Raw genomic sequence first — 15,791 nt, 5'->3', positions numbered from 1 at the left:
CTATGCAAATGAATGTATCTCGTGCAACGCGTGCGTACCAAGGTTATTCCCGAGCGGATGCCGCCGACTCTCGGCATCCGCTCGATCACGGGTGGTGGGGCGCCGCGCGCAGCACCACGGCCTCCCACGGCCGCAGCGTCATCACGCCAGACGCCACCGGCGGCCGGTCGTCGTAGTTGCCGATCACGAGCTCTGCGTACGCCGGATCGACCCCGTCGACCTCGATGTTCTGCGGGTCCCCCGAGAAGTTGCCGGCGACGAAGAGGGTCGGACCCTCGCCCGAGCGCGTGAACGCGTAGACGCGAGGATGATCCGGCGCGACCAGGGCGAAGTCGCCGAGCCGCACCACCGGGTCGTCGTGACGCAGCGCGATGAGGCGGCGGTAGTGGTGGAACACGGATGCCGGATCCGCGCGCTCCACTTCCGCGTTGACCGTCACGTGATTCGGGTTCACCCCGATCCACGGCGTGCCGGTCGTGAATCCCGCCGACGCGGTCGCGTCCCACTGCACCGGCGTGCGCGAGTTGTCGCGACTGCCCGATCCGAGCGCCTCCACGAGCTGCTCGTCGGTGAGCCGGCCGTGGGCACGGGCTTCGGCGGCGAAGCGGAGCGACTCGATGTCGCGATAGTCCGAGAGCTCGCGCAAGTGCGCGTTCGTCATCCCGAGCTCCTCGCCCTGGTACACGTACGGCGTGCCCCGGTGCAGATGCAGCACCGTCGCGAGCATCGTCGCGGACTCCCGGCGATACGCGCTGTCGTCGCCGAACCGCGAGACGCTGCGGGGCTGGTCGTGGTTCTCCCAGTACAGCGCGTTCCAGCCGGCGTCGAACAGCCCGTGCTGCCAGCGCGCCATCGTCGCCTTCAGCTCGCGCAGGTCGAGCGGGCGCAGATCGAACCGCCCACCGGGGCCGTGATCGATGTGGACATGCTCGAACGTGAACACCATGTCGAGCTCCCGGCGGGAGGGGTCCGTGAACAGGCGGCCGTCCTCGACGGTGGCGCCGGGCGTCTCGCCCACCAGCAGCAGCGCTTCGCGGCGGCCCTCGAACACCTCGCGGTGCATCTCCTGCAGGAACTCGTGGAGGCGCGGGCCGTTGACCGTCTGCAGGCGGCTGTCGCCGAAGCGCCCGTCCACGACCACGCCGTCGGCCAGCGATCCGTCCGCGCCGACCACCTTCGAGATGAGGTTGATCACATCCATGCGGAAGCCGTCGACGCCGCGGTCGAGCCACCAGCGCATCATGTCGTAGACGGCCGCCCGGACGTCCGGGTTCTCCCAGTTGAGGTCGGGCTGCTTGCGGCTGAACAGGTGGAGGTAATACTCCCCCGTCGCCTCGTCGAGCTCCCAGGCAGGTCCCGAGAAGGCCGACGCCCAGTTGGTCGGCTCGGCGCCGGGTGCACCGGCCGCCATGCCCTCCCGCGCGGGGCGCCACCAATACCAGTCGCGCCGGGGAGAGTCCCGCGATGACCGGGACTCGGCGAACCACGGATGCTCGTCGCTCGTGTGGTTGACCACGAGATCCATCACGACGCGGATGCCGCGCTCGTGCAGCGCGACGATCACCTCGTCGAGGTCGGCCAACGTGCCGAACAGCGGGTCGACGTCGCGGTAGTCGCTGATGTCATAGCCGTTGTCGTCTTGGGGGCTCCGATAGATCGGCGAGAACCACACCACATCCACGCCGAGCTCGACGAGGTGGTCGATGCGCCGCAGCACGCCGCGCAGGTCGCCGACGCCGTCGCCGTCGGAGTCCTGGAACGAGCGCGGATAGATCTGGTAGACGACCGCTCCGGTCCACCAGGCGGGCGTGTCGTCGGCAGCGATGTCTGCAGATGCGGTCTTGGGGTCGTGGCTCATGAGGGCGTCCTGGTCGGTGAGGGGTCAGTCGAGTCGCAGCCGATCGACGGCGGCTTGGATGGCGACGGCGGCTGCGCCACGAGCCCACGCCGTGAATCCCGAGTCGTCGACGTACAGCCGCACCGGCTCGGCGCGGGGATCGCGCCCGGCGGCGATGGCGGCACGCACACGGTCCTCGGCGATCGCGAAGAGCCCGATGCCCTCGCCGGCCAGCACCGCAGCGGTCTGGAAGGTCAGATTCGCGGCGAGCGCGATCAGGCGGCCGAGCGCATCAGCCGCGGCGTCGACGACCGCGGCAGCTGCCGGCTCGCCGGCCACGGCGCGTTCGAGAGCCTCGTCGTACGAGATGGGGCGCTGCATCGCCGCCGAGACCTGCGCCGCGATGGAGCCCGACGTGAGCATGGCCTGAGAACAGCCGCGGTGCCCCGCCTGGCACAGCGGACCGTTGTCGTTCAGCGGGATGTGTCCGCCCAGCCCGAGGCCCGCCTCGGCCGAGCGCACGACCTCGCCGCCCACGACGAGGCCATAGCCGACGCCCGCGCCGATCGTCAGAACGACGAAGCCCGGGATGCCGCGGCCGAGACCGAACCACCGCTCCGCCTCGGCGAGCGCGACGAGATCGTTCTCGAGCGCGACCGGAACACCCAGTTCCTGCTCCAGCAGGGACGCGAAGGGAACGTCCTCCCACTCCAGGAACGGCGCGTAGCGCACGGTGCCGTCATCGACGGCACCGCCCAGCGCGACGCCGACGCCGACCAGCGCCTCGACCTCGAGCGCGCGGATCACCTCGGCGATCCGCGCGGCGACGCCGGTCGGCTCATGGGTGTCGAGCGCGGCGGTGCGCTGGGCGAGCAGTGCGGCCCGCACGTCGGTCACGACGACCTCGAGGGCATCGCCGGTGACCTTGACACCGGCGAAACGGCCGAGCCCGGGTGCGACATCGAGCGGCCGGACGGGGCGCCCGACCAACCCGTCCGCGAGATCGTCGAGCTCCACGAGATAGCCGCGGTCGAGGAACGGCTTGGCCAGCCGGGTGAGGCTCGCCGGCGACAGGCCCAGGCGGTTCGTGAGCGCGCTGCGCGCGATGGGCCCGTGGATGAGCACCGCTCGCGCGAGCGCACGTTCGCTGTCCGTCAGCATCGTCGGCGGCTCCCCTCCCCGTGGGCAATGATTCCATCATGGCACGAATCGCGCGGTATCAGCACCTTTCTATCGACCATTCCAACCCTTGCAGTCTCTATTACTTCCATGCTAGAACTAACTCCATGCACAGGACCGACCCGCTGCTCGACGCCGAGCACACCGCTCCCGCTCCGGCCGCGCGGGTGCTCCACCTCAGGCGCGGCGGAACGAGCGTCGTCGTCGACCTCGATGCCGCCCCCGCGCCCGCGATCGTCCACTGGGGTGCCGCGCTCGTCGACTCGACACCCGCCACACTCGCGGGGCTGGCGATCGCGGCGCGCGGCCAGCGCGTCTCGGGCGGCCTCGACGCCACGCCGGCTCTGACGCTCCTGCCGACGGGCGCCGAAGGATGGTTCGGCACGCCCTCTCTCGAGGGACACCGCGACGGTTCGGGGGTCAGCATCCTCCTCAGGGTCGTCGACGTCCAGGCGGGCGAGCACCGGGCGAGCATCGCCCTCGCCGATGCAGAGGCCGGACTCGCGGTGCGGGCCGAGCTGCGCATCGGGCCGAGCGGGCTCTTCCGCCAGCGCATCACGCTGCGCAACACCGGCGCCACTGCCTACGTCCTGCAGACGGTGCAGCCGACCTTCCCCTTGCCCTGGGACGCGACCGAGGTCCTCGACACGACCGGGCACCACCTGCGCGAGCGCTCGCCCCAGCGGCGAGGCCTCACCTTCGGCTCCCACGTCAGAGAGAGCCGCCGTGGCCGCACCGGTGCGGACGCCGCGATCCTCCTCGCTGCGGGCCGCCCCGGCTTCGGCTTCGAGGGAGGGCGCGTGCACGGCATCCACGTGGCGTGGAGCGGAAACCACCGCGTCCTCGCGGAACGCACGGTGAGCGGCGACGCCTTCCTCGCCGGTGGGGAGCTCCTCCTGCCGGGCGAGATCGTCCTGCCGAGCGGCGCCGCCTACAGCTCCCCCTGGGTCATCGGCTCGTGGGGCGACGGTCTCACGGAGCTGTCCCGACGATTCCACGACGAGTGGCGCGCGCGCCCCCAGCACCCGCGGCGCCCGCGCCCAGTGACGCTGAACACATGGGAGGCCGTGTACTTCGATCACTCGCTCGAGCGGCTCACGGCTCTCGCCGATGCCGCGGCATCCGTCGGCGTCGAGCGCTTCGTCCTCGACGACGGCTGGTTCGAAGGTCGCCGCGACGACACCGCGGGCCTCGGCGACTGGACGGTGGACGGGGAGGTCTGGCCCGACGGCCTGCACCCGCTCGTCGATCACGTCCGCGCGCTCGGCATGGAGTTCGGACTCTGGGTCGAGCCCGAGATGGTCAACCCCGACAGCGACCTCGCGCGCCGGCATCCGGACTGGATCCTGCGGGGACGGATGTCGCTCCCGCCGTCCGCGCGGCAGCAGCAGGTGCTCGACCTCTCGCACCCCGAGGCCTACGCCCACATCGCCGCACGCCTTCACGCCCTCCTCGACGAGTACCCGATCGCCTATCTCAAATGGGACCACAACCGCGATCTGGTGGATGCCGGCGGCGGACCGGCCGGGAATGCGCGCGTGCACGAGCACACCCTCGCGGTCTACCGTCTGCTGGACGAGCTGAAGGCCGCCCACCCCGGCCTCGAGATCGAGAGCTGCGCGTCGGGCGGTGCGCGCGTGGATCTCGGCATCCTCGACCGCACCGACCGTGTCTGGACCAGTGACAGCCTCGATCCGCTCGAGCGCCTCGACAACCAGAGGCACACCGGCATCGTCGTGCCGCCCGAGATGCTGGGCATGCACCTGACGAGCCCCGTCGTCCACTCGTCGGGACGCACGGTCTCCCTCGGCCTGAGCGGCGCCGTCGCGCTGTTCGGCCACTTCGGCATCGAGTGGGATCTCACCACGCTCGACGACGCCACACGCACCGGCATCGCGCAGTGGGTGGCGCTCGCGAAGCGCCTGCGCCCGCTCATCGCATCGGGCCGGGTCGTCCACGTCGACGGCACCGAACCGGGGATCGATGTGCGGGGCATGGTCGCCGCGGATGCGGCATCCGCCGTCTTCACGATCGTCCAGGCCGCCACGAGCGCCGCCTACCCGCCGGGACGGATCCGCATGCCCGGGCTCGACCCCGCGCGCAGCTACCGCCTCCGCGTGCTGATGCGCGACGGCGCCGACGCGGGGCAGTCGCCGCTCGCCTGGGCGGACGCGGCGCCCCTGCTGACAGGCCGCGAGCTCGCCGAGGCGGGTGTCCGCGCACCCGTGCAGCGCCCGCAGCAGGCCATGGTCGTCGAACTCACCGCCGAGAACTGAACACACTTCTTCCCCACCCCACGCGCAAGGAGGCGCACGATGAGAACCACTCACCGACGATGGATCCGGCCGCTCGCGGTCGCCGCCATCGCCGCAACGGCCGCCGCCGTCGGCGGCTGCGCACAACAGCCGGCCGACGGCGTCACGACCCTGAACTTCTTCCAGTTCAAGGGCGAGGCGCTCGAGGACTTCAACGAGATCATCGCGGACTTCGAGGCGGAGAACCCCGACATCCGCGTCGTGCAGAACCAGGTGGCGGACGCGGACACCGCGATCCGGACGCTCCTGGTGAAGGATCGCGTCCCCGATGTCATCACCCTCAACGCCAACGGCAACTTCGGCCGGCTCGCCCAAGCCGGGGTGTTCTACGACTTCTCGGAAGAACCGGTGCTCGACACCATCAACCCGGCTGTGCAGGAGATCCTCGCCGACCTGGGCACTTACGGGGACGAGGTGAACGGCCTCGGGTACGTGAACAACGCCAACGGCATCATCTACAACCAGGACATCTTCGACCAGCAGGGCCTCGAGATCCCCGAAACGTGGGATGAGCTCATCGCTGTCTGCGATGCGCTCATGGATGCCGGCATCCAGCCGTTCTACGGAACCCTGGCCGACTCGTGGACCGGCATCCCCTCGTGGAACGCGCTCGGCGCGTATCCCGCGCAGGACGGATTCTTCGACAAGATGCGCGAGCAGGGCGCGGACGTGGGCCCGGAGTCCGAGGTGTCGTTCGAGAAGGACTTCACCGAGGCGATGGATCGGCAGTACCAGCTCTACTCGTACATGCAGGAGGGCTATCGCGGAAAGACGTACGACGACGGCAACGCGGCGTTCGCGCGTGGCGAGTCCGCGATGCTGCTGCAGGGCATCTGGGCCACCAACCCGATCAAGCAGGTGAACCCCGACATCCGGATGGGGATCTTCCCCTACCCCACGGACGAGCCCGGTGAGAGCCTGCTCGTCTCGGGCGTCGACGTGGTGTTCACGCTCGGCAAGGACAACCCGAAGCACGATGCGGCGATGCGATTCATCGACTACGTGTTCCAGCCCGACGTGATCGAGCGTTTCGCGCAATCGCAGAACATGGTGCCCTCGGTCGAGGACGCCGAGCTCAGCGACGATCCCGCACTGCAGTCCGTGCGGCCCTTCTTCGAAGACCAGAGGATCACCGGCTTCATCGACCACCAGATCCCGCCGGCGGTCCCGCTGATCCCCACCGACCAGCAGTTCCTCTTCGATGGAGACACCGAGAAGGCGCTCAAGACCCTCGACAGCGAGTGGGCCAAAGTGGCCGCCCGCACGATCCCCGTGACGGGAGAATGACATGGCCACCCTCACCGAAGCCGTTCGATCCACTCCGGCCGGCAGCGCCCGCAAGCGCGCCACCCGCACGCGCACGGACTCGTCCCGCGCCCCCGCGACCTACTACTGGATGGTGTGGCCGGCGGTCATCGCATTCGCCGCCTTCCACACCCTGCCGGTCGTCGTGGGCATCTTCTTCAGCTTCACGAACTACGCCGGCTACGGCGCCTGGAACTTCGTGGGCCTGTCGAACTACCTCAACCTGTTCCGCGACGATCGCGTGCTGCAGGCATACGGGTTCTCGTTCCTGTTCGCGATCGTCGCGACGATCCTCACGAACGCGTTCTCGCTGGCCATCGCGCTCGGACTCAACGCCAAGATCAAGGCGCGCAACTTCTGGCGCGGCGTGTACTTCGTGCCGTACATCCTGGCGATCCTGGTGATCGGCTACGTGTTCCAGTTCTTCTTCTCGAACTCGCTGCCGAAGATCCTGTCGGGCATCCCGCTCTTCCGAGACAACATCCTGACCAACGGGACGTGGGCCTGGACCGCCATCGTCGCGCTGGCCGTGTGGCAGGCCTGCGCGTTCGCGATCATCATCTACCTCTCGGGGCTGCAGACGATCCCGGCGGAGCTCTACGAGGCGTCGTCTCTCGACGGCGCGTCGCCGTGGCGGCAGTTCCGCTCGATCACGTTCCCGCTCATCGGCGCGTTCTTCACCATCAACGTGGTGCTGAGCCTGAAGGGCTTCCTGCAGGTCTTCGACCCGATCGTCGCGCTCACCAACGGCGGACCGGGAACGTCGACCGAATCGGTGACGCTGCTCATCTTCCGGGGCGGCTTCTCGGGCGGCGAGTTCGCCTACCAGACGGCCAACGCGGTGGTGTTCTTCATCGTGATCACGATCGTCTCGCTCTTCCAATTCCGGGTCCTTCAGCGCAGAGAGGCCGATTTCTGATGACCACCATGACCAACACCGCATCACAGCTGGAACAGGATGTGGACGCCGTCACGGCCAGCACCGGCCGCAAGCGGCGCGGTGCGCCCGACGACGACACCCGCAGGACCAACTGGTGGGCGACCGCCCTGATCGCGGTGTGCTCGCTCACCGTGCTGATCCCGCTGTACCTGGCCGTCGTCGTCGCCCTCAAGACACCGGATCAGCTGACGCAGGGCACCGGGTTCGAGCTTCCGAACCCGATCCGGTGGGAGAACTTCGCCGACGCCTGGGTGCGCACGAGCTTCCCGCAGGCACTGCTGAACACGGCGATCATCACTGTCGGCTCGGTGGTGTTCACGCTGCTGACGAGCTCGATCGTGGCGTACGCCCTGGCCCGGAACATCCACCGGCCGTTCTTCAAGGGCGTGTTCTTCTACCTGCTCGCCGCGCTGTTCATCCCGTTCCCGATCATCATGCTGCCGCTGGTCAAGCAGACGTCGATCCTCGGGCTCGACAACCAGGCCGGCATGATCATCCTCTACACGATCTACGGGCTGTCGCTGAACATCTTCATCTACACGGCCTACATCCGCTCGATCCCGATCGAGCTCGAGGAGGCGGCGCGGGTCGACGGCGCCTCCACCTGGCGGATCTTCTGGTCGGTGATCTTCCCGCTCCTCATGCCGATGAACGCGACTGTCGGCATCATCACGTGCGTCTGGGCGTGGAACGACTTCATCATGCCGCTCGTGGTGCTGACCGAGCCCTCCGCACGGACGCTCTCCCTCGCGCAGTACGTGTTCCAGGGGCAGTTCAACACGGACTACACCGTGGCGTTCGCGTCCTACCTGATGGCGATGGCACCGCTGCTGATCGTCTACATCTTCAGCCAGCGCTGGGTGATCTCCGGCGTCACGCGCGGCTCGATCAAGTGATCAGGGGACCGGTCCCCACGGCCTCTCCGAGTGGAGGGGCCGTGGGGACCGTGCTGTCACTGCGCGTCGGCGAAGAGCCGCAGCATGTCGCGCACGAGCTGGTGCGGGGCCGTCTCGCAGGGAGCGTGTCCCGTAGCGTAAGTCGCGACACGCGCGCCGATGCGCAGCGCATAGGCGTCGTGCTGCGCCTGCGGCCACAGGTCATGCTCCCCGACGGCGATGAGCTTCGGGATCTCGATCCCGGCGACGTCGTCCGAGAAATCGGGCGTGGCCATCATGAGGCCGACGACGTCGTCGATGCAGGCGCGGCCGGTGACCCCGAGCCGCTCGCGCACGAACGCGATGCGTCCGGGGGGCGTGCGGTTGAGGTTGTAGCGGATGCCCCAGAGGATGAGCCCCGCCGCACGGTGCGGCGACATGTCGGAGATGGGGCCGATGTGCTTCACGCCGCGGAACACCTGGCCCGTCGCCGGCGGCGCCGCCATCAGCGTGAGGCTGCGGAAGAGGTCGGGGCGCGCGACCAGCGCGAGCTCGGTCACCAGGCCCGCGAAGCTGTAGCCGAGCACGTGCGCCGGTCCGCCGGCTTCGAGGATCGCGATCAGGTCGTCGACGAACAGCGGGTAGTCGTAGGACTCTCGGGGCGGATCGAGGTGCTGCGGCCCCGCGTCCACCGACTCGTAGTGTCCGGCGATGTCGTACGCCTCGACGCGGTAACCGGCGGCCGCGAGGAGCGGGAACAGCAGGACGAAATCCTCCTTCGATCCCGCCACGCCGGGCACGAGCACCACGCGTGGCGCGGCGGGGTCGCCCAGACGGACCCTGGCGAGGCCGCCGCTCGGGGCACGGAACACATCGCGCTCGGTACCGTCGGGGAACACGTGCCAGTCGAGGTCGGGCAGGGCCTGGTCGCGCTCGAGCGCGTCGTCGATCGTCGTCATCGCGACTGTGAGACTACCGCTCGGGAAGACCGTCGAGCTCGTCCTGACGCGGCGCGTAGTCGATGTGGCCGCCGTCGGCATCGAACGCCTGCACCGGCCGCCGGCTCGACCAGGCCTCCCACCCCGGATCGCCCGTGACCACGAACGACACCCAGGCGCGGTGCATGGCGTCGGCGAGCGTCTGCGGACCGGCATGGCCGCCCAGAGCCGCGGCGTCGGGCGTGTCGATGCGATCGAACACGAAGCCGAGCTCCATGCCGTGCGCGGCGCCCAGACGGTCGACGGGGCTGCGCCACCGGAACTCGTAGACCCACGTCGGGGAGGCGGCTGCCGAATCGACCACCCGGCTGCCAGGCGCAGCCGGGTCGTCTGTCCGGCTGTCGGCGAACCTCGCGATCGGGCCGCGCAGGAGAACGTCGGTCACCACCTCACCGAGCACCTCGCCCGGTGTCGCATCGGACCGGCGGGCACGGTGCGCCTTCACGATGCGCGAGGGCACCCGCGACGCGAGGCGGGCGAGGGCCAGGGTGCGATTCGTGATCCGGTCGAGCACTCCGCTGGGCACGAACCAGAGCCGGTACTCCTCGCTCGTGGAGCCGATCAGCACGGGGATGCCGCGGCCGGCGCCGGCGAGCAGGGCGTCGAGGGGATTGCGGGGCACGGCGTCGCCGCCGATGGCGAGCGCAACGCTGGGGCCGCGGCCGAGCGGCGAGCCGCCCGCGGCGATCGCCCGCTGCTGCGCCACCAGCTCTTCCGCTTTCACCGCGGCGAATCCGGCGCGCGTCGCGGAGACCTTCAACCTCTTCGCGATCTCGCGCGTCATGCGTCCGGCCTTCTTCGAAGACTGCGCGGAGAGCGGCCCGGACTGGAGGATCGCGCGGTCGAACAGTTCCGTGGCGTGTGGCAGGGCGAGCAGTGCGGTCAGGGTGTTGGCGCCGGCGGAGTGGCCCATCACGGTCACCGTCGCAGGGTCACCGCCGAAGGCCGCGATCTCGCGCCGCACCCAGCGCAGCGCCGCCTGCTGGTCGAGCACGCCGAGGTTCTGCGGCACGTCGTCGAGCACCGCGAAGCCCTCCTGGCCGAGCCGGTACTGGATCGAGACGTACACGATGCCGTGCCGTGCGAACGTCTGCCCGGCATAGGCCGGCAGCGCTGCCGCGCCGCGGGTGAGTGCGCCGCCGTGCACGAAGACGAGCACCGGCAGCGCAGCACCTGCCGGGCGGTCGGCCGGCGTCCACACGTTCACCGTGAGGATGTCGTCGCCGGCGATGTCGACGGTCGGCAGGTACTTCTCGAGGCCGCCGCCATAGGGCGCCTGCGGAGCCGTGGGACCGAAGGCCGAGGCATCCCGCTCCCCCTCCCATGGCGGTGCCGGCTGTGGCTCGCGGAAGCGGAGACCGCCGGCCGGCGCGGCGGCGTACGGGATGCCGAGGAAACGATCGAGCGCTCCCTCCCGGGTGCCGCGAACGAGACCGCCGCCGATCCGCACGACGGGACGCGCGTCGTCCGGCGCGCCGGCCGCGACTTCTGTCGTCGTGGTGCTCGTGCGCGCAGGGGCGTCCTGCACCGGCTGGGCGCCGCGGGCAGAGGGCATGGGCACCATCATCGTGGTCTCCTCCTGGCGCACGTCGGCGGCGCTGCCGTACTCAGACTCAGCCCGCGTGGGACTCGGTGTCAAGCGGAGGCGAAGCGGATCATCCCCGGATAGTCTGGTCTGCGCCCCGGCGAGAGGTGACGATGACCGGCAGCAGCGCTCCCCCCGCGGCGACCACCCCGACGGGGTCGATCGCCCGCCCCCGACGGCGCACGCCCTTCTGGGACAACGCCCGCTTCGCCTGCATCGTCCTGGTCGTGCTCGGTCATGCCGTGCAGCGGCTGACGTACGACTCCGACATCGCGCTGAGCCTCTACCTCGTCGTGTACGCGTTCCACATGCCGGCGTTCGCCGTGATCTCGGGCTACTTCTCCAAGTCGGATGCCCCCACGAAGACCCAGATGGCGCGTGTCATCACCGACATCCTGGTGCCGTACGTCGTGTTCGAGGGACTGTGGACCCTGACGAAGTGGCTCGTCGAAGGGCAGGCCAACCCCAACCTCACCCAGCCTTCGTGGACGCTCTGGTTCCTGCTGGCGCTGGGCATCTTCCGCGTCGTGCTCCCCTACCTCGCGCTGCTGCGCTGGCCACTGCTGTGGACGGTGGTGATCTCGATCGGCGCGGGCTACCTGCCCAACATCGACTCGACGTTCTCGCTGTCGCGCACCCTGGGCCTGCTGCCCTTCTTCACCCTCGGCTGGTGGCTGCGCGAGCACGACGTCGTCGCACGGCTGCGGCTGCTGGACCGCCGCCCGTGGTGGGTGTTCGCCGGAGGCATCGGCCTGTTCGCCATCGCCGCCTGGGCGGCGTGGTTCTTCGTCGACGACTGGCGAGCCATGAACCTGCGGGAGTGGCTCTTCTACGATGAGAACTACGCGTCCATCGGCGGCACCCAGTGGTGGGCCGGCGGCGTGCGCCTCGTCCTCATGATGGTGGCGGTGCTGCTGTCGACGGCGTTCTTCGCGCTGCTTCCGCGCGACACCCACTGGTGGACGCACTTCGGCCAGTACACGATGTACGTCTACCTGCTGCACTCGTTCGTGCTGTACCCGTTCCGCGAGAACGGCCTGCTGCGCAACGCCGAGCCCACTTGGCTCTGGCTGCCGCTGGTCATCGTCGGCTCGGTGCTCATCGCACTGGGGCTGGCGACGCGCCCGGTGCGCCGCGTCTTCCGCCCGCTCGTCGAGCCGCGCCCGGCGTGGCTGTTCGCCGACCGCACGCTGGCGCGACGCGAGGGTCGTCGCAGCGATCCCACCGGTTCGCGCCGGCCGCGCGAGCAACCGCGGGCGCCCCGACCCGATCCCCGCCAGAACGGCTGACCGGCGTGGCGCAGCGTCACTTCCGTGACGGCGCCTTCGCGATCAGCCGGCGGCGCGCGCGTAGCGCTCCGCGAGGCGCTGCAGGTGCGGCACGAGCTCGGGCGGAGAGTCGACGGTGAAGTCCATGCCCAGCATGCCGATGTAGGCGGCGATGGTCTCGAGGCTGTCGGCGCCCGTCACCAGCACGGACGTCGTCCGCCCCACCGCCTCGACGACGCCCACGGTCGGGTTGATGCGCGCGATCACCTGTTCCGCAGGCGCGGCGATCCGCAGACGCGCATGGACGTTCCACCCGGCGGCCGCGATCGAGCGCAGCGCGAAGGCGGTGAAGTCTCCCCCGGGCACCGGCACGGGGTCGAAGCGACGCCGCGTCGGCATACGCGGCTCGATCCAGTCCAGCCGGAACGTCTCCCACTCCTGGGTGTCGGGATCGCGCGCGACGAGGTACCAGCGGCGCTGCCAGCTGAGCAGCCGGTACGGCTCGACGCGTCGAGCCGTACCGCGGTCGTCGAAGCGCAGCCACTCCCCCGCGTGCACCGCCTGCGCGACCGCGCTCAGCACGCGGGGATCGACCTCGGGGTCGGGTGCGTCGGTGCCCACGTTCTCGGGGCCGCTGTCGATGGTCGCCGCCACCGCATCCACGGTGGGCCGAAGGCGCTCGGGCAGCACCTGCAGCAGCTTCGCGAGCGCGCGGGCGCCCGCCTCGTCGACGCCGGCCACGCCGCGGGCCACGCGCAGCCCGATCGCCACGGCGACCGCCTCCTCGTCGTCCAGCAGCAGCGGTGGAAGCTTGCCGCCCGCTGCCAGCCGGTACGACCCGGCGCGGCCGCGTTCGGCCTCGACGGGGTAGCCCAGCGAGCGCAGGCGCTCGATGTCGGTGCGGATGGTCCGCACCGAGACGTCGAGTCGCGTGGCCAGCTCGGGCCCCGGCCATCGCGGGCGGCTCTGCAGCAGCGCGAGGAGTGCGAGCATCCGCGCGGATGTGTCGGCCATCTCGCTCGTTTCGTCGATCTCGGATATCAGGAAGAGAACCTGCCTGTTTCGACCGTAGCGTCGTAGACATGAACACCGCAACCGCCGCCACCACCGACATCCGCCCCTTCCGCATCGACGTGCCGCAGGCCGACCTCGACGACCTCACCGACCGCCTGGCGCGCACCCGGCTCCCCCAGCCGGCGCCCTCCGATGACTGGGAGTCGGGAACACCCCACCAGTACCTCGCGGATGCCGTCGCACGCTGGCGCGACGACTTCGATTGGCGCGATGCCGAGGCGCGCATGAACGAGTTCCCGCACTTCCTCACCGAGATCGACGGGCAGCCGATCCACTTCGTGCACGTGCGCTCGCCGCACGAGGGCGCCACGCCGCTGATCCTCGCGCACACGTACCCGGGCTCGTTCGTCGACTACCTCGACATGATCGGCCCGCTCGTCGACCCCGTCGCACACGGCGGCCGCGCCGAGGACGCCTTCGATGTCGTCGTGCCCGATGCGCCCGGGTTCGGCTTCAGCCAGCCGGTCACGCAGCCGGGCTGGACCACCGCGCGCGTCGCCGCCGCCTACGACACGCTGATGCGCCGTCTGGGCTACGACTCGTACGGCATCCACGGCAGCGACAACGGGGCGATGGTCGCGCGCGAGCTGGGGCTGCTCGATCCCGCGGGGTTCCTCGGCCTGCACGTGCTGCAGCTGTTCTCGTTCCCGTCGGGCGACCCGGCCGAGTTCGAGAAGCTGGAGCCCCAGGACTACGCCGGGCTCGAGCACATGCAGTGGTTCCAGTCCGTGGGCGCCTACAACACGATGAACGCCGCCCGTCCGCAGACGATCGCCGCGGCGCTGTCGGACTCGCCGGTGGGGCACCTCGCCTACGCGGAGCTGTTCAACTCCTTCGGCAACGGCACCAGCCTCGTCCCCCTCGACGCCATCCTCACCGAGGTGAGCGTCGCGTGGTTCGCCAACGCGTCGGCCGGCATGAGCCGTGCCTACCGCGACAATGCGCTGGCGGATGCCGAGCCGCGCGTGAGCGGCGCCCGCACGGGTGTCGCCGTGTTCAAGGACGACTTCCAGACGATCAAGGTGTTCGCGGAGCGCGACAACACGAACATCGTCCACTGGAGCCGCTTCGAGACGGGCGGCCACTATGCGGCGCTGGAGGTGCCGGAGCTGGTGGTCACCGACATCCGGACCTTCTTCGCCCGCGCCTGACGCCCCCTGTGCTCCCCGCCCCCTATGTTCACTTGCGCTGGATGTACGCCACGCCGGGCATGTCGCGTACGTTCAGCGCAAGTGAACGTGGGGGGGCAGAAACGGTACGCAACAAACCGAGCGGATGCCGCGGCATCCGCCTAGCCTCGCCTCATGACCGAGCTCAATCTGCCGATCCTGGACCTCTCCCGGCTCGACGCGGGTGCCGAGGCGGCCGCGCAGTTCCGCGACGAACTGCGCGCGGCGACCCACGACGTCGGGTTCTTCTATCTCACCGGCACCGGCGTCTCGCCCGCGCTGGAAGCACGTCTGCACCGCGCCGCCCGCGGGTTCTTCGCCCTCCCCGAAGCCGACAAGCTCGCGATCGAGAACGTCAACAGCCCGCACTTCCGCGGATACACGCGCATCGGCGGCGAGCGCACGCAGGGCAGGGTCGACTGGCGCGAGCAGATCGACATCGGCCCCGAGCGCGAGGCCGTGACGGAGCCCGATGCCCCGGACTTCGCGCGCCTCATCGGGCCGAACCTCTGGCCCGAAGCGCAGCCCGAGCTGCGCGACGTCGTGACGGAGTGGCACGACCACCTGTCGGGCGTCGCGCGCAAGCTGCTGCGCGCCTGGGCGCTGTCGCTCGGGGCGGCGGAGAACTACTTCGACGAGCACTTCGGCGAGCCGTCCACGCTCATCAAGATCGTCCGCTACCCCGGCAAGGAGGACCCGACGCCCCAGCAGGGAGTCGGCGCCCACAAGGACTCCGGGGTGCTCACGCTGCTGTGGGTCGAGCCCGGCAAGGGCGGACTCCAGGTGGAGCGTGATGGACAGTGGGTGGATGCGCCCCCGGTACCGGGCGCGTTCGTCGTCAACATCGGCGAGCTGCTCGAGCACGCCACGCAGGGCTACCTGATCGCGACCAAGCACCGGGTCATCTCGCCGAAGTACCCCGACGACCGCATCTCGGTCCCGTTCTTCTTCAACCCCGCGCTGGACAAGCGCCTCCCGCTGATCGAGCTGCCCGACGAGCTCGCCGCGCAGGCGCGCGGTGTCACGCAGGACCCGTCGAATCCGATACACGCGCTCTACGGCGAGAACGCGCTCAAGTCGCGCCTGCGCGCCCACCCCGACGTCGCCGGGATCCACCATGCGGACCTCGTGGCGGCGCGTGCGGCGGCTTCCGAGCCGAGCGCCCGGGAAGCGGTGGCATCGGGCTCCTCCGCCTGACGTTCTTGCAGGTCTCCCCGCGCCGTGCAAGGGGGTCCTCGACGGCGGG

The 15,791-nt window shown here is 70.0% G+C and carries 12 protein-coding genes; 7 read left to right on the top strand and 5 right to left on the bottom strand.

Translation table 11 applies throughout. From position 1 onward, the window contains the following. Window positions 1–85: 85 nt before the first annotated feature. Both ACI3KX_RS11110 and ACI3KX_RS11105 read right to left on the bottom strand, forming a co-directional pair. The gene (locus ACI3KX_RS11110) at window positions 86–1,858 is read right to left on the bottom strand and encodes an alpha-glucosidase (protein ID WP_404909784.1); all 1,773 of its coding nucleotides are present in this window, start codon (window positions 1,856–1,858) and stop codon (window positions 86–88) included. A 24-nt stretch (window positions 1,859–1,882) separates the two neighbouring features. Further along, window positions 1,883–2,998 carry an ROK family protein gene (locus ACI3KX_RS11105; protein ID WP_363357712.1) on the bottom strand — a complete coding sequence of 372 codons (1,116 nt, stop codon included), beginning with the start codon at window positions 2,996–2,998 and terminating at the stop codon, window positions 1,883–1,885. A 125-nt stretch (window positions 2,999–3,123) separates the two neighbouring features. Between ACI3KX_RS11105 and ACI3KX_RS11100 the strand changes: the two genes are divergently transcribed. From ACI3KX_RS11100 to ACI3KX_RS11085, 4 genes are read left to right on the top strand one after another with little or no spacing between them, the layout of a single operon-like run. Then, the gene (locus ACI3KX_RS11100; protein WP_404909782.1) at window positions 3,124–5,292 is read left to right on the top strand and encodes an alpha-galactosidase; all 2,169 of its coding nucleotides are present in this window, start codon (window positions 3,124–3,126) and stop codon (window positions 5,290–5,292) included. Window positions 5,293–5,331: 39 nt separating this feature from the next. Next, window positions 5,332–6,618 (top strand): ABC transporter substrate-binding protein, encoded by a 1,287-nt coding sequence (locus ACI3KX_RS11095; RefSeq protein WP_404909780.1) that lies wholly within the window; start codon window positions 5,332–5,334, stop codon window positions 6,616–6,618. A 1-nt stretch (window position 6,619) separates the two neighbouring features. Further along, the gene (locus ACI3KX_RS11090) at window positions 6,620–7,555 is read left to right on the top strand and encodes a carbohydrate ABC transporter permease (protein ID WP_404909779.1); all 936 of its coding nucleotides are present in this window, start codon (window positions 6,620–6,622) and stop codon (window positions 7,553–7,555) included. Then, the gene (locus ACI3KX_RS11085; protein ID WP_404909777.1) at window positions 7,555–8,472 is read left to right on the top strand and encodes a carbohydrate ABC transporter permease; all 918 of its coding nucleotides are present in this window, start codon (window positions 7,555–7,557) and stop codon (window positions 8,470–8,472) included. Before ACI3KX_RS11090 ends, ACI3KX_RS11085 begins: the two co-directional genes overlap by 1 nt. A 56-nt stretch (window positions 8,473–8,528) precedes the next feature. On the opposite strand, the gene ACI3KX_RS11080 is transcribed toward ACI3KX_RS11085, so the two are convergent. Together ACI3KX_RS11080 and ACI3KX_RS11075 are read right to left on the bottom strand one after the other, a co-directional pair. Then, window positions 8,529–9,410: an alpha/beta fold hydrolase gene (locus ACI3KX_RS11080; RefSeq protein ID WP_404909776.1), complete on the bottom strand. Its 882-nt coding sequence runs from the start codon at window positions 9,408–9,410 to the stop codon at window positions 8,529–8,531. Window positions 9,411–9,423: 13 nt separating this feature from the next. Next, window positions 9,424–11,004 (bottom strand): carboxylesterase/lipase family protein, encoded by a 1,581-nt coding sequence (locus ACI3KX_RS11075; protein ID WP_404909774.1) that lies wholly within the window; start codon window positions 11,002–11,004, stop codon window positions 9,424–9,426. Window positions 11,005–11,147: 143 nt separating this feature from the next. Here ACI3KX_RS11075 and ACI3KX_RS11070 point away from each other — a divergent pair, with 143 nt between their 5' ends. Next, the gene (locus ACI3KX_RS11070; RefSeq protein ID WP_404909773.1) at window positions 11,148–12,323 is read left to right on the top strand and encodes an acyltransferase family protein; all 1,176 of its coding nucleotides are present in this window, start codon (window positions 11,148–11,150) and stop codon (window positions 12,321–12,323) included. Between the two features lie 42 nt (window positions 12,324–12,365). On the opposite strand, the gene ACI3KX_RS11065 is transcribed toward ACI3KX_RS11070, so the two are convergent. Next, the gene (locus ACI3KX_RS11065; protein WP_363357720.1) at window positions 12,366–13,316 is read right to left on the bottom strand and encodes a WYL domain-containing protein; all 951 of its coding nucleotides are present in this window, start codon (window positions 13,314–13,316) and stop codon (window positions 12,366–12,368) included. A 68-nt stretch (window positions 13,317–13,384) separates the two neighbouring features. On the opposite strand from ACI3KX_RS11065, the gene ACI3KX_RS11060 reads away from it, so the two are divergent. Both ACI3KX_RS11060 and ACI3KX_RS11055 read left to right on the top strand, forming a co-directional pair. Further along, entirely contained in the window at window positions 13,385–14,527 is a 1,143-nt protein-coding gene (locus ACI3KX_RS11060; RefSeq protein WP_404909772.1) for an epoxide hydrolase family protein, read from the top strand. Between the two features lie 153 nt (window positions 14,528–14,680). Next, window positions 14,681–15,742, top strand: coding sequence for an isopenicillin N synthase family dioxygenase (locus ACI3KX_RS11055; protein WP_404909770.1), 1,062 nt, complete (start codon window positions 14,681–14,683; stop codon window positions 15,740–15,742). Window positions 15,743–15,791 lie beyond the last annotated feature (49 nt).

Origin of the sequence: Microbacterium sp. ZW CA_36 (assembly GCF_044987475.1) — a bacterium.
Classification (GTDB): domain Bacteria; phylum Actinomycetota; class Actinomycetes; order Actinomycetales; family Microbacteriaceae; genus Microbacterium.
This window is presented reverse-complemented; position numbering and strand designations above follow the sequence as displayed.